At 66.8% G+C, this 13,218-nt stretch carries 10 protein-coding genes and 1 pseudogene; 6 read left to right on the forward strand and 5 right to left on the reverse strand.

The genetic code is table 11. The features are described 5' to 3' along the window. Positions 1–29: 29 nt before the first annotated feature. From cas7g to ACFQPS_RS05655, 4 genes are read right to left on the reverse strand one after another with little or no spacing between them, the layout of a single operon-like run. On the reverse strand, positions 30–1,097 hold the full coding sequence (gene cas7g / locus ACFQPS_RS05640) for a type I-G CRISPR-associated RAMP protein Csb1/Cas7g (protein WP_377357168.1): 1,068 nt from the start codon (positions 1,095–1,097) through the stop codon (positions 30–32). Beyond that, a complete protein-coding gene (gene cas8g2 / locus ACFQPS_RS05645) occupies positions 1,094–1,978 on the reverse strand; it encodes a type I-G CRISPR-associated protein Cas8g2 (RefSeq protein ID WP_377357171.1) in 885 nt (294 codons plus the stop codon). Before cas8g2 ends, cas7g begins: the two co-directional genes overlap by 4 nt. After that, on the reverse strand, positions 1,978–4,590 hold the full coding sequence (gene cas3g, locus ACFQPS_RS05650; RefSeq protein WP_377357173.1) for a type I-G CRISPR-associated helicase/endonuclease Cas3g: 2,613 nt from the start codon (positions 4,588–4,590) through the stop codon (positions 1,978–1,980). Before cas3g ends, cas8g2 begins: the two co-directional genes overlap by 1 nt. 5 nt (positions 4,591–4,595) lie before the next feature. Then, on the reverse strand, positions 4,596–5,009 hold the full coding sequence (locus ACFQPS_RS05655; protein ID WP_377357174.1) for an HIRAN domain-containing protein: 414 nt from the start codon (positions 5,007–5,009) through the stop codon (positions 4,596–4,598). Positions 5,010–5,130: 121 nt separating this feature from the next. On the opposite strand from ACFQPS_RS05655, the gene ACFQPS_RS05660 reads away from it, so the two are divergent. After that, complete coding sequence (locus tag ACFQPS_RS05660) at positions 5,131–5,985, forward strand: BrxR family helix-turn-helix transcriptional regulator (protein ID WP_377357176.1); 855 nt, start codon at positions 5,131–5,133, stop codon at positions 5,983–5,985. Between the two features lie 105 nt (positions 5,986–6,090). On the opposite strand, the pseudogene ACFQPS_RS05665 reads toward ACFQPS_RS05660, so the two are convergent. After that, positions 6,091–6,311, reverse strand: a pseudogene (locus ACFQPS_RS05665) (transposase); the annotation flags it as partial. 151 nt (positions 6,312–6,462) lie between these two features. Between ACFQPS_RS05665 and cas10 the strand changes: the two are divergent. Genes cas10 through cmr6 form a run of 5 tightly spaced genes read left to right on the forward strand, consistent with a single transcriptional unit; the run spans position 6,463 to position 13,212 of the window. Beyond that, positions 6,463–8,568: a type III-B CRISPR-associated protein Cas10/Cmr2 gene (gene cas10, locus ACFQPS_RS05670; protein ID WP_377357177.1), complete on the forward strand. Its 2,106-nt coding sequence runs from the start codon at positions 6,463–6,465 to the stop codon at positions 8,566–8,568. Between the two features lie 14 nt (positions 8,569–8,582). Further along, a complete protein-coding gene (cmr3, locus tag ACFQPS_RS05675) occupies positions 8,583–9,674 on the forward strand; it encodes a type III-B CRISPR module-associated protein Cmr3 (RefSeq protein WP_377357179.1) in 1,092 nt (363 codons plus the stop codon). Continuing rightward, positions 9,667–10,548, forward strand: a complete 882-nt coding sequence (gene cmr4, locus ACFQPS_RS05680; RefSeq protein WP_377357181.1) for a type III-B CRISPR module RAMP protein Cmr4 — start codon at positions 9,667–9,669, stop codon at positions 10,546–10,548. The genes cmr3 and cmr4 overlap by 8 nt, the downstream gene beginning before the upstream one ends. Beyond that, entirely contained in the window at positions 10,545–11,207 is a 663-nt protein-coding gene (gene cmr5, locus ACFQPS_RS05685; protein ID WP_377357183.1) for a type III-B CRISPR module-associated protein Cmr5, read from the forward strand. Before cmr4 ends, cmr5 begins: the two co-directional genes overlap by 4 nt. Then, a complete protein-coding gene (gene cmr6, locus ACFQPS_RS05690) occupies positions 11,182–13,212 on the forward strand; it encodes a type III-B CRISPR module RAMP protein Cmr6 (protein ID WP_377357185.1) in 2,031 nt (676 codons plus the stop codon). Before cmr5 ends, cmr6 begins: the two co-directional genes overlap by 26 nt. Positions 13,213–13,218: the final 6 nt, after the last annotated feature.

The following is a 13,218-nucleotide window of genomic DNA, read 5'->3' on the forward strand; positions in this document are numbered from 1 at the left end:
CCCTCCTTCCCCACCGGACCGGCGCGGTCTCAGCCCTTGGCCTTCACGTCGGCCTTGGCCTTGGTAGGGCTGAAGGTGGCGCGGCGATCCGGCCCGACGCCGAACGCCGCCGCTGCGTCGCGCGCATAGGCCAGGGCGCGGTCGGCGTCCAGGGCCAGCGCTTGGCGCTTGCCGGTGCGGGCGACAAGCTGCCAGTCGGCCGGCGCCTCGGCATCCGGGGTCAAGAGGCAGCCCTGGCGCAGGAAGCCATCCTGCGGCTCCGTCGCCGCCACCAGCGACAGCCCCAGGACATAGCGGCGCAGAGCCTTGCCGTTCGTTCCCCCCAACTGACGCAGGGCCACCAGATTGATGGTCACGCTACGCCAGATTCCGCCACGGGCGATGACGCCGCCGGGCGCATTCACGGAGGGCACATGGACGAAGCCGCGCTGGGCCAGCGGGCTCTTGGCATCGCGCTCCGCCTTGGCCTTGTCGGTCTCATCGAAGACGCCAAGAGCCGTATAGTCCAGGGCCGGATTGTACTGGGCGGAACGGTGCAGCACATCCACATCATGAGCGCGGATCACCGACTGCACGATGCGCGGCAGCTTGGCCTGGGTGTCGCGGCTGTCCCAGGCGCCGAACACCAGAGAGGTCGGGGCCAGTTTGGCGATGGCGTCCGCATCGCCGGTGTCCAGATAGTGCCGGAAGGCGGCTTGGGCTTGTTCCTGCAGGTCGGTGGATCGGATCAGCGCATCGCCCAGCCGATGGCCCGCCTCCAGGAGGGAGGTCGTCTTCTCGTTGCCATAGGCGACGTCGATCTGGGGCACCAGGGCGGCCAGGGGATTTTCCGGCTGGTCGGCCTTGGCCCGCTTGAACAGGGGCTCCATGCGGTTGGCCTGTGCCCCAACACTGTCCACCGTCACCACTATGGTGCCGTCGGACAGTTCGTCGATGGCGTAGCCGTCCCTGGTGTCGGCATAGGTGGGGGGGAAGAAGACCGCCCCCTCGCCCTCCACCGGCAGCAGGCGCTGCTTCAGGGACAGGGCCACCGGCCCGCGCGGATCGTCGGCCCAGCCATGGATGATGTCGTCGGTCAGGGACAGGATGTCGGTCATGGCGCGGTGTCCTCCAGGGCGTCCTTGATGCAGCGGGCCTGGCCTTCCTGGCCGGGCCATCCGAGATGCATGGTGAAACTGCGGATGGGAAAGCCGGGATTGCCCAGCCCCAGCAGGGCACGGGCAAACAGGGTCGGGACCTTGGCGCCCCAGGCACCGTAGCGATACGTCAGCTTTTTCAGGCGGAGTGGGCGCGCATGCTGCAAGCCGATGGCGGCCAGCAGTTCCACCAGCGGATAGCCCACCATCCGCACCTTCTTGTCATGGTCATTGGGCGAGAATCCCACATCCAGCGGGATGTAGTCCCGCCGCCAGTCGAAGCGGAAGCTGCTGGTCTGCGGCCGGGCGAAGGCGAAGGGGTCGGCGGCGGTCACCGCCAGACTGTTCCCGCCCAAGGGTCGGACCAGATTCAGCGCGTCGCGGGTCAACGCCGCCCCGGAATAGCCGCTGGCCCCGCCCCAGAACTTCATGGTGTCGCGACCGACATGGCTGCCGTCCGCCCAGGAGGAGAGCAGTATCTTATCCCCTCCCGGGCCGATCAGCTGGGTTGGCAGGGCGCTGGGTGTCGTCGGTGCCGGGCATGGATAGGTGCCGGCAGGATCGAACGGTTGCGTCGGCACACCGGCTTCCTTTGCCGCCAGAGCCGATCCGGAGGGGGCCAGCGCCAGCGCCTCGGCCTGTGTCAGAAACCGGAGCACCGTCAGGACGGGATCGTCCTCACCGGGGGCGGTCAGGGTGAAGCGCACCTGCGTTTCCCGGTCCTTCCAGATGAAGCCGCCTTCCGTCGGGCCGCAGAGGATCTCCGCCGCTTCCATCAGACCCAGGCAGGCAAAGACCTGGCCTGGATTGCGCAGATCGACGGGAATGGATGAGGTGGCCATCACGCCGTCTCCTCTGCCGGTTGCGCGCCCTCATCCAGCCGGCGCGACACCCGCTGGTCGGCAGCCCGCAGCAGCGCTTCCCACCAGGCCAGCCCCCAGGGGCCCCATGTCGCCTGGAGCCGGGCGAAGCGCAGGGCGGCCGCGGCCGCCCGCTCCCGGTGGCTGGCCAGGGAGGTCTGCCAGTCGGGATCGACGGGGGCGATCCAGGGCCGTGCATACCCATGGTGGGCGGCCACCAGATGCAGGGCCAGATCTTTCAGGTCCGCGTCCAGCCCCGCCAGAACCTCCGGCGCCCGTTCCAGGTCCAGCAGGCTGCCGAACTCGTGCCGGTAGGTCTCGCCATTGATCAGCAGCAGGGCGGGATTGGCTCCCTTGCCGTTGGTCTTGGCGTAGGGTTCCCCGCTCCGCGGCGCGCCCATGGCCCGCTGCCACTGGAGGCGCCGCTTGCCCAGATCGTGGGCCTTGGCTGCCGCCATCAGCATGGCCCGACAGGGGGCTGGCAGACGCAGTCGTTCGGCCAGCGCGGCCGCTTCCGCCTCCGCTTCGCCCAGATGGTCGTACAGCCCCTGCACCCGCCGCCGGACGGCCGGATCACCGCCCGTCTCCCGGTCCGCATCGCGCCAGACCTGGATGGACAGATACCGTTCGGCATCCGGCCGTTGCGGATCGGTCAGGCCGATCCGGTCCACCTGCCGCCAGCCGCCTTTTCCCTCACTCCGGGACGCTTCGCCCGCTTCGTCGAAGACGATGCGGAGTCCGGCATTTTTCAGGATCTCATCGTCCCAGCCATCATCCAGGCAGGGCACCGGGCCTGCCGCATCGCCGGCCAACAGCCCATGGCCGTCCAGCCCGCCCAGATCGTGGCGGACGACGAAGACCATGTCGGCGGAACGCCGTTCGAAGAACGGGTCGCGCCGTCGCTTGTCCCGCAGCTCCGCCAGGGTCAGTTCCTCGACCCGGTCGGCCAGGGCCAGCACGGCCGGGACGTGGTCGCCCAGGTCCACCCGCTTGGCCCGCTCGGCCAGAATCTTCAGGGCCAGCGACCGGGGCGCCTCCAGCCGTTCCAGCAGGCGGGGCGGGGCTGCCTCGAAACAGTCCGCCAGTGTCCTGGGGTCAGGCAACCGGCCGTGCTCGTCCCAGGGCCAGCGGCGCCAGATCAGGGTGATCTCCGGATCGTCCTCCTCCACCCAGCCGCGCAGCCAGGGGGCCACATCCGGCCGGCCCGGATGGGTCTTCAGGCTGGTCATGGCCCAGGCGTCCAGCGTCGGCCGGTCCAGGGCCGGGTACAGCGGGGCCGGGGTGCTGGCCCGAACCAGCAGATCGCGGTTCTTCCGCAGGGTCAGCAGGGCGCCAGGGCTGGCGTCGAAGCCGCCATCGCTGCGGATCGGCAGGCTTTCCAGCAACCGCCGGCAAGCCTCCCGCCGGACCTGGGCCTCGGCACTCTCCTTCTCCGGTGCGACATCGATCACCCGCACCTGGGCCAAGCGGCCCTTGCCCCCCGCGCGGTTGACGCGGCCCAGGCGCTGGATCATCCGCTCCGCTGCCACCAGATCCATGACCGCGTGGTCGGCGTCCAGATCGATCCCCACCTCACCTGCGGCCGTGGCGACCAGGAACGTAGGCGGGGACAGGGCGGACTGATCTTTCCTGGTAGGAAGGAAGCCGGTCGCCTGCAACTCTTCCTTGGCCCGTTCCCGCTCATGGACCCGGCGGGCACCGGCCAGCAGCACGACCGCTTCGGGCGGGCGTCCTGCCTTCCTGTCGACCAGCCGGTCGGCAACCTTCTGTGCCACCTCGCGGCTGGTGCAGAAGACGGCGATGCGGCCACCCGGACTGTCGGCCAGGGCCAGCGCTTCCCGCACCAGCCCGTCTTCCACCTTGCCATCGGAGGGGGTGAAGGTCAGGCGTTTGCCGGCGGTCAGCCGGTCGCGGACGAAGCTGTCCTTTTCGTCTTCTTCCTTCAGGGCAAAGGCGCCCTCGGTGTCGTTGCCCGTGGCTGACAGGGGCAGCAGTATGAAGGGCGGCAGCAACGCCGCATCCGGCCCAAGGCTTTCTGACGGCCCCAGACCCTCACGGGCAGCGATCCGCACCAGCAGCGCCTGGAAGGGCGGGCAGAGATGGGCCTCGTCCAGCACCACCAGCGTATCCACCCCCAGCAGCCCGGCCTGGAACGGGCGCATGCCGGCGGACACGCCATAGCCCCGGAACAGCAGCCGTGACCCGATCATGTCCACCGTGCCGACGATGATCGCCGGGGCCGTCGGGTCTTCCATCCAGCGCCGGTTGTCCAGATGTTGACCGCGCAGGGTGGAGATGGGCAGATCAGGGAGAAGGCCATGTGCGATGGCAGTCCTGCGCAGCGCTTCCGCCTCTTCCGTCGCCTGATCCACCACCACGCGCCGGTCCACCACATAGACCAGTCGATTGGGCAGGGGCGCCCCGGCGATCTTCGCTGCCAGCCATACGGCCATCACCGACGTCTTGCCCAACCCTGTCGGCAGGTCCAGGGCCGGCGGGAGCTTGCCCGTCAGGAACAGATCATGGAGCCGGCATTGCCAGCGCAAGGGGGAACGTCCGGTCAATGCCTCGAAGATTCCTGCGAATCCGTCCATTCCCTTCATCCCACCATCCAGACCTGGATCCAGACCTTTTCCCATTCCTGCGGAGTCAGATCCAATACTTCGGCGCGCAGGATTTTCCCTGCATCCATCAGCCGCGCCAGCGGCTGGTTGTGGATGCGGGGCACGTAGCCCAGCTTGCCTGTGTCGGGCACCAGGACCTCGATGGCCAGATCGTCATGCCTGTTGTCCGGTTGCCGGCGCAGGGTCAGCCGCTGCCCCGCCGACAATCCCGTCAACAGCGTGCCTGCATCGTAATAGGCCGTGCCCGCGACATGGCTTTCCAGCAGCAGGATCGGGGCTGCGGCCGGAGCGGCTTGGGTTGCGCGCGGGGCGACCAGTCCGCCAGCAAGACCGGCCAGGCCAGCCAGAAGGCCCCGCCGCTTGATCGGCGTCGGTCCCTGCGGCAGCATGATTTCCCCCTGAAATAAGACGGGTAATAAAGGGTGACGGGTCTTCTAAGGCATTCCATCCAGTTTCTGGATGCATCCCATGGTGGGTAAAGCCGGGTGTGGAGTCAAGGGAGATTCAATCATGGGACAGGCGGAATCGTCCGGGTTGCGCTGGGGCGTCCGGCATCGTCTTGAATTCATCGAGTTCCGCCTGTACTGGGGCGGGACGGTGAACCGCTCCGACCTGATGCAGAGGTTCGACATCTCCATCAATCAGGCGTCGGGGGATCTGACCCGATATCAGGCGATGGCGCCGGATAACATTCGCTATGACAAGAGCGCCAAATGCTATCGAGCCGCCCCGGGCTTCCACCCGGTGGTGCTGACGCCCGACAGTGATCGATATCTTGCCTGGTTGCGGCTGGATGCCGAGGGTATTGTCGCGGATGCTGGCATCTCTCCCGCGGATCTGCCGCCCTTCTCAACGGTGCCCACGCCGCGCCGCGCCGTGCCTCCGGACATCCTGCGCGCCATCGTCACGGCGATCCAGCAGCGGCAGGCACTGGCGGTCCGCTACCAGTCCATGACCGCCGCGACGCCGACGGATCGTTGGATTGAACCGCACGCCCTGGCCTTTGACGGTTTCCGTTGGCACGCCCGGTCCTGGTGCCGCCGCGACAAGGTCTTCAAGGATTTCGTGCTGGGCCGCATCCTGTCCGTAATCGAGAATGGACCCTCAGAATCCGATCCCGCCCAGGATGCGCAGTGGCATCAGTTGATCCTGCTGGAAATTGTCCCGCACCACCGCTTGTCCTTGCCTCAGAGAGCGGCAATTGAACGTGACTATGGGATGGTGGATGGATGCCTGCGCATTACAGTCAGAGAAGCTTTGCTCTATTATGCGGAGCGCCGGCTTGGGCTGGATATCGATCCGGACCATCGCTCACCGGAAAAGCAGCATATCGAGATTCATCAGCGTATCCGGCTGTCGTCATGAGCTTCATTGCTAGACGGAGAGTCCGGGCCAGAATCGCTTGAGTTGACCTATGCACTGGCGATACGCCGGATGAGGAGCTTGACGCTGGCGGCCTAGAGCCACGCCCTGGCGGTTGCGGCCGAGCCACGCGAAGGTCCTCTCGACCACCCAACGCCAGGGCAGAACGACGAAGCCCCCGGCCTGGTCGCAGCGGCGGACGATCTCCAGGGTCCAGGTGCCGACCTGCCTGAGCGCACCCCCCACTTCTCTCCGGCATAGCCGCCATCAGCGAACACATGGCGCAGCCAGGAGCATGCCCCGGCGATGGATTTCAGCAGGCCGGGAGCCCGCCACGGTCATTGCGCTTCACATACCACTTACGAACAGGCACCTTACTCCTTCTGGTGGGTGCGTTGATCATAAGTGCCGCATGCACGGGATAGTTCAACGGAAAGATCCTACCTGTGATGTTGGTAACCCTCCAAAGGATGTCCCCATATGGACAAGCGGCAGATAGATGCTCGACCATCTGGACCATCCCGGTCCGGCATAATCGATAAAACTGGAATATCCTCTGCTGCATCGGACGTTGTCGGTCGGTTCTGCCATAAGAGTGGTGATGTCGCTGATTCATGGCGCCACCCGTTCGGTGGTGCCACGCTCCCAGAACAGGCACGGGATCGGTCCAGGCCCGACCATCGAAGACATTTCCAGGAGGCGGTAGAAACCGCACTTCGGCGTAGTGACAGGATTGGGCTGCTCACCGTCGCTTTGGGGCCTGTTCAGCCTTTTATTGCCGCTGCCCGGTCGCTCCGCGATCTACGGACCGGCAGCGCGCTTCTGTCCTACCTGTCGTCCTGCGCGATGCGGCCGGTGATCGACAGGCTGGGCAAGCACAACCTGATATCGCCCAGCCTGAACGGAAACCCGAGGCAGAGATCTGGACAGGGAGAAGAGACCATCCCCACGTCCGGCCTGCCACATCGGTTTCTGGCACTCGTCCCCTGGGGCGAGGAGGGTGCTGAGGCTGCGGCCCTGGCGCGTGCCTGCGAGGCAGCGGCGAAGGACGCGCTGGTTGAGATTGCTGCTGCGGTGCGGGGAAGGATCGCCAAGCAGATGGACGATTTCCCTGGCTGGGATGCGCTCTGGGATTCGCAGATCGACGCCATGCTGCATGTCCGTGCCGTGGCGGTCCCGTTGGATGTCGACGCATCGACGCTTTCCCGCCTTGGGGTTCCGACGGATGCGGATGAAGGCGGCGGGGTGGGCTGGATCGGGCTGGTGGACCTCGCCGGCCGGGTGCTGGCAGCCCGACGATCCGCCCTGCCGGTGCCGGTGAACCCTGCGGCCCAGGCTGCGAGAACTGTAGCGAAATGCACCCTTCTGGGCAGCTGGGAGCAGATGGGAGATGAGGGCTTCTGGAAGGTCGCACCCGATAAATTGAGAATGGGCGGCGTAAGAATGCGCCCGAAGGAACGGTTCTGCGCCCAGTCCCTGGTCAAGCGGTTCGCCTTTCCAGCTTTCCTGCGGACGGCGTTAGAGCTTGAGCGAGAGGATGCCCGCTTTCCTGATACCGCCACCGTGGCGGCGGTGGAATGGTTGGGGGAGGCCGGACTGGACTGGCAGAGGCCTGCCGAAGAGGGCAAGTGGTCCGGGCAGTGGCTGCACTGGACACGGCAAGATCAGGATAAAGACGAATCCTGTGATTCGGACGATGTCTGGAGACTGATATCGGAGACTAAAAGAAAAAGCAAAAACAAACCTCCGTCCTATTATGCGATTCTCGTCGCCGATGGCGACAATATGGGGCAGTGGTTGCGGGGAGAGAAGCTTGACCAAGGTCAGCGCATGTCGCCTCTGCATCATATGGCGATTTCCGAAGCCTTGGCGAATTTTGCCATCCATGCAGCCCCGACCATCGTCACCAATCATAAGGGCTGGCTGATCTATTCCGGGGGAGATGACGTGTTGGCCGTACTGCCGGCCGCGCATGCCCTGTCCTGCGCCCTCGCCTTGCGCAATGCGTTCCGCGGCATCGGGGGGTGGCATGAGGGGCGGTTCGCACTGGGTGACAAGGCCGGCCTGTCCGTCGGCGTAGCCGTGGTTCATCACAAGGAGGATCTCCGGGAGGCGCTGGACGCCGCCCGCGCGGCGGAGAAGAAGGCAAAGAGTGATGGCCGCGACCGCCTGGCGCTGACGGTGCGCCGCCGGTCGGGGGAACATGCGACCAGCGTTCTGCGCTGGGAAGATGTGCCCTGGGTGACCGCGCTGGTGGAGGCGTTCCGCGACGGCGCCTCCGACCGCTGGGCCTACCGCCTGCGCTCCCTGGCCGACACGCTGGACAGACTTCCGACAGGGGCTTCCGCGGCGGAACTGAAGCGCCAGATCGGGCGGTCGGAAGGGGACACGCTTGAGAAACTGGCCCGGCTCGGGCCGATCCTGGACCTCGCACCGGCAGCCGATGACGACACCAAGGCCATGGCCCTGGCGGCGCTGGAGGCTGCCTATGAGCGGTTCCGCCATGACCATGATGGTCCACGGATCGCTGACTTCGTCCTGGTCTGTCAGGAGGCCAGTTTCCTCGCCCGTGGCCGCGACCGCTGAGAGGGGCTCACGCGATGACCGGAAAAACTGTCACCCTGATCCTGGAGCCGCTGGACGGCCTGTTCTTCCGCGACGGCAGGCCGTTCGATGCCAGCACCAGCGCCACCAGCGGCCTGCCCCAGCCGCAGACCCTGGCTGGCGCGCTGCGGACTGCGCTGATGCAGAATCTGCGCTGTGATTTCGGGAAGCTGAATTCAGACCTGGAGCGCGGTGAACCGCTGGATGCCGCGCTGGCCGATCAGGGCGCCGATCTGGGCGCCATCGCCGGCCTGTCCGTCCGCGGGCCCTGGTTGGCGAAGGACGGTGCCCCGCTGCTTCCCGCGCCGCTGCAACTGCATCGGGAAAAGCATGGACGGGCGCTGCACCTCCTGACCCCGTTGCGCGATGACCTGCCTGGCTGGCGCGAAACCGCAGCGCCGGAGTGGGAGCGGCCGTTATGGGTGCCGACAGAGGCTGTCACCGAGCCGGCGGGTGGCTTCATCACCCTGAAGGGCATGGCCGAAGTCCTGAAGGGGCGCCCACCGGCCGCCGATGCCCTGTTGTCCGGGGCCTGCCTGTACGGCATCGACCGTCGCGTCGGGCTGGCAATCAAGGGGGACACGCTGACCGGTGAGGACGCGATGCTCTATGGGGTGGGCTTTCTGCGCCTGCGAGATGGTGTGTCCTTCGTCGCCGAACTCGACGGGCTGACAGCCCCCCTCAGGAAGGCCCTCGACGCCCAGCAGGTCATCGCCTGGGGGGGAGAGGGCCGGCGGGTCAGGGTCAGGATCACGGACGGCGCACTGCCGTGGCCCGAACCGCCCGACACACCGGCGTCTGATCAGGGCGGAACGGTGCTGGTGCTGACCGCACCCGCCTTCCTGGACGGCGGTTGGCGGGGCGCGGGCTGGCGACCACTGGCGGCCACCGTGCGCGACCCGGTCCCGGTCTCCGGCTGGGATCTGGCGCGCCGTCAGCCGAAGCCCACCCGCTTCGCCGTGCCGGCCGGAAGTGTCTTCTTCTTCGCGGGTGATCCGCCGGGGGATCTGGCCCATGGGCTGGGCTCGGCGGAGGACCGGCGTCTTGGCTATGGATGTGTCCTGAAGGGAGTGTGGCGTCATGCCTGATGGGGCGAGAGCAAGCCTGTTCATTCATGCCTTGACCGGCCTGCACCCGGGTTCGGGCACCGCTCTGGGGGTGGTCGATCTGCCGGTCCAGCGCGAGCGGCACACCGGATGGCCGTTGATCCCCGCTTCTTCGATCAAGGGCGTGCTGCGGGCCGCGATGAAGCGCAAGTACAATGACGATGGGCAGCTCTGGGCCGTGTTCGGCCCCGATACGGACAACGCGGCCGAGCATGCTGGTGCGCTGGCGCTGACCGATGCCCGGATCCTGGCCTTTCCGGTGCGGTCGCTGAAGGGCGTGTTCGCCTGGGTCACCTGCCCGGCGGTGTTGGCCCGGTTCTGCCGCGACCGGGGCCTTGTGGGCGAGCAGCCGCTGCCGGCCGTGCCAACGGTGCCGACCGGCAAGGTCCTCTGTCCGAAGGGAAGCCCGCTGCTGATCGAAAACACCGCGCTGATCCTGGAGGAGTTCGACTTCGACTACGAGGGCGATCCCGGACCATGGCCGGAGGTGCTGGCCCGGGCGGTCGATGCGGCGACCGGGGATCGGATGTGCACCCATCTGGCGATCCTGTCGGATGATGATTTCGGTCATTTCGTACAGCATGCGACCGAGGTGGTCGCCCGCATCGGACTGGACGCGAAGACCAAGACGGTCAAGAACGGCGCTCTTTTCTATGAGGAGGTGCTTCCGGCCGAGACCCTGTTCCATGCCCTGGTCATGGCGGAACCCAGCCGCAGGACAGGGACTCCGATGCCGGCCGAAGACGTGCTGACGTGGGTGCGCCAATCTGAGCTGGACGTGGTTCAGATCGGCGCCGATGAGACCATCGGCCGTGGCATCTGCCGCCTGACATGGGCGGACGGAGGTGCGCGATGAGCAGGAAATCGAAGGGGCGCGGTGGCCATCATCACTACCGACAGGCGGTGCCGGCCGGACCGCCCCCGGCAGTCGCCACGAGTCCCGCCCCGCATCACCCCACGATGGCCGCGCAGGCGTCGACGCCTGCGGGGGCCACAGCGTCAGGGGCCCTGGGTTTTACAGGCGGATCGGCCGCGGCGGGCTCATCGCCCGCATCGCCGAAGTCCGTCACCGCCCGGGCCCAGGACGTGGCCCAGCAGCGTGCCGCCCACGCCTGGGCTGTCATCAAGAAGATCGAGACATGCCCGGCGGAGGCGAAAAAAGACTTCGGCGGTCACGCCAAGAAACTGCCGATGCGCATCCGGGCCGCCGGGCTGGGCCAGGCCTTGGCCTTCGTGCGGGCCAAGGCCAAGGCGAAGGAGGGAAAACGAAAGGAGGGCCTTGTCCTGCTGCTGCAAGCCGTCGGCGGGTGGGTCCTGCCCCGTCTCAAGCCTGACGGGGACATTACCGGCACTCCGGCCCTCGCATCCGACGACGCGCTGATCCACGCCATCCTGGGCGGCGACAGCATCTTTCTGCGCCGGGCCACGCTGGAGACGCTGGCCTATCTGGAATGGCTGAACCGTTTTGCCGAGGCGGAGGGGCTGGGCGATGGCGATGACACAGAACGGGAGTGATGCCGGGCCGTTCGTGCCGGCTCGAACGCGGGCACGTCTCGACCGCATACAGCCACCGGAGCGCCACCCCGGCCTGCAACTGGACAAGTTCAGCGTCGGCGGAGCGCAGAAGGATCCACAGGCCGAGGCTCTGAAAGAGGTCTGTGCGACGAAGGGCGACAAGGCGGCGCTGGACTGGGCGCTGAAGCGCCGCAACGCGATGCTCGACGCGCTGGGCGCCACCCGGTTCGAGGCGACGACAGAGGGGCCGCTCACCCTGCATCTGTCGCGCGCCTCGGCGCTGGAGAATGCCGGCATCTGCCTGCACCCGCTCCACGGCTTCTGCTATCTGCCGGGCAGTGGTCTCAAGGGCATGGCGCGCGCCTGGGCGCTGACCGAAGCCGGCCTCACGGAGGATGATCCGACCTTCACGGCGATCTTCGGTCGTTCCCCTGACCCGAAGAAGAACGTGGCGGGCACTGCGGGCGCGGTCGTGTTCCATGACGCCTGGCCGCTGACCTGGCCCACGCTGGTCCGCGATATCCTCACCAACCACCATAAGAAGTACTATAAGAAGTATGATGAGGACAGCGATCCTCCCGGGGACTGGATGGAGCCGGTGCCGGTCCAGTTCCTGGCCGTGAAGCACGGCACGCGGTTCAGCTTCGCCCTGTCCGCCCGTCCCGGCGCCGAACCGGCCCCGGCTTCGGCCCTGGTCGCCACGGCGGCGGGGTGGTTGCGCGCCGCTCTCAGCGTCAACGGAGCCGGGGCCAAGACCAACGCCGGCTATGGCACCTTCGTGCCGGAGGCGGGGCCGCGCCCGGCGCCACCGGCGGAGCGGTCGCTGACCGTCACGCTGGACCTCGTCAGCCCCGCCTTCTTCGCCGGTGCCACGCAGGACGCGGACGACTGCGATCTGCGCCCCGCCACCCTGCGCGGCCTGCTGCGCTGGTGGTGGCGCACGCTGCACGCCGGCCGACTGCCTGTCGAGGCGCTGAAGGCACGCGAGGCGCTGATCTGGGGCGATACCAAGCGCAGCGGTGCCGTGCGGGTGACGGTCGCGTCGGAAGGGCATGGCAATCGGAGCAAAGTCAGTGCCTTCAAGAAGAGTCTCGTCCAGAAAGGACCCCCGAACAATCCGAACAAGGGGCACACCCAGGGTCTGTTCTATCTCAGCTACGGGATGGACGAATCGGACAAGCCGGCACGCCATGTTCTGGAGCCAGGCGGCCGGTGGAAAGTCATGCTCTCAGCCCGCGATACTGACCTTAATTCTGATCTCTCCGTGCAACAGGCGCTCGACGAAGCCGTTACGGCGCTTTGGCTGCTTACCTATTGCGGCAATGTCGGCGCAAAGTCGCGCAAGGGGTTCGGAAGTTTTGCCGATCTCGTTCTGCCGGATGGCCCCGTCGCTGGTCGCCTGCAACCGGTTCTCGACGCATTGCTCAGCAACCTGCTGAAGCCGCCAACCCCACCGAAACCGGCAAGCAGCCCGACCCTTGGCGATGTCATCTTCCGCGAATGGGTCGTCAGCGGCACGCCCTATTCCATCATTGATCGGGCTGGCACTGTCATCCAGGCATTCGCCAAGTCATTACCCACAAAACAGCATCGTGCTGCCCTTGGCATGCCACGCAAACCGGTGCGCCCGGAACCCGGTTTGCCTGCGCGCCACCCGGCACCCTATCACCTGCATGTCGGCCGCACTACGGACGGGAAGACTGTTCTGCGGTTCACGGCATTTCCGTCCGACCGGTTGCGAAACATCCCAGAGAGCCGCGGGCGGATGGAGGAACTGGCCGGTCTGCTGGACGCGGAGTTCAGCCACAGGCCCGCTGGAGGGGGTGGTTCCCGTCCGGGATTCCCTGGGCACGGCACCGCCCGACCGGTGCGCGGCTTCCCCTGCCCGGGCCGGTATCAGGGCGAGCGGGTGACGGTCTTGAACGAGGCCGGTGAAGATTACCGCGTTGATTTCGGTCGTGGCGACTTCGATTTCGTTCCTAAATCCGATGTTGTTCTTGATTGAGGTCTG

It is taken from the genome of Rhodocista pekingensis (assembly GCF_042665545.1).
GTDB lineage: Bacteria > Pseudomonadota > Alphaproteobacteria > Azospirillales > Azospirillaceae > Rhodocista > Rhodocista pekingensis.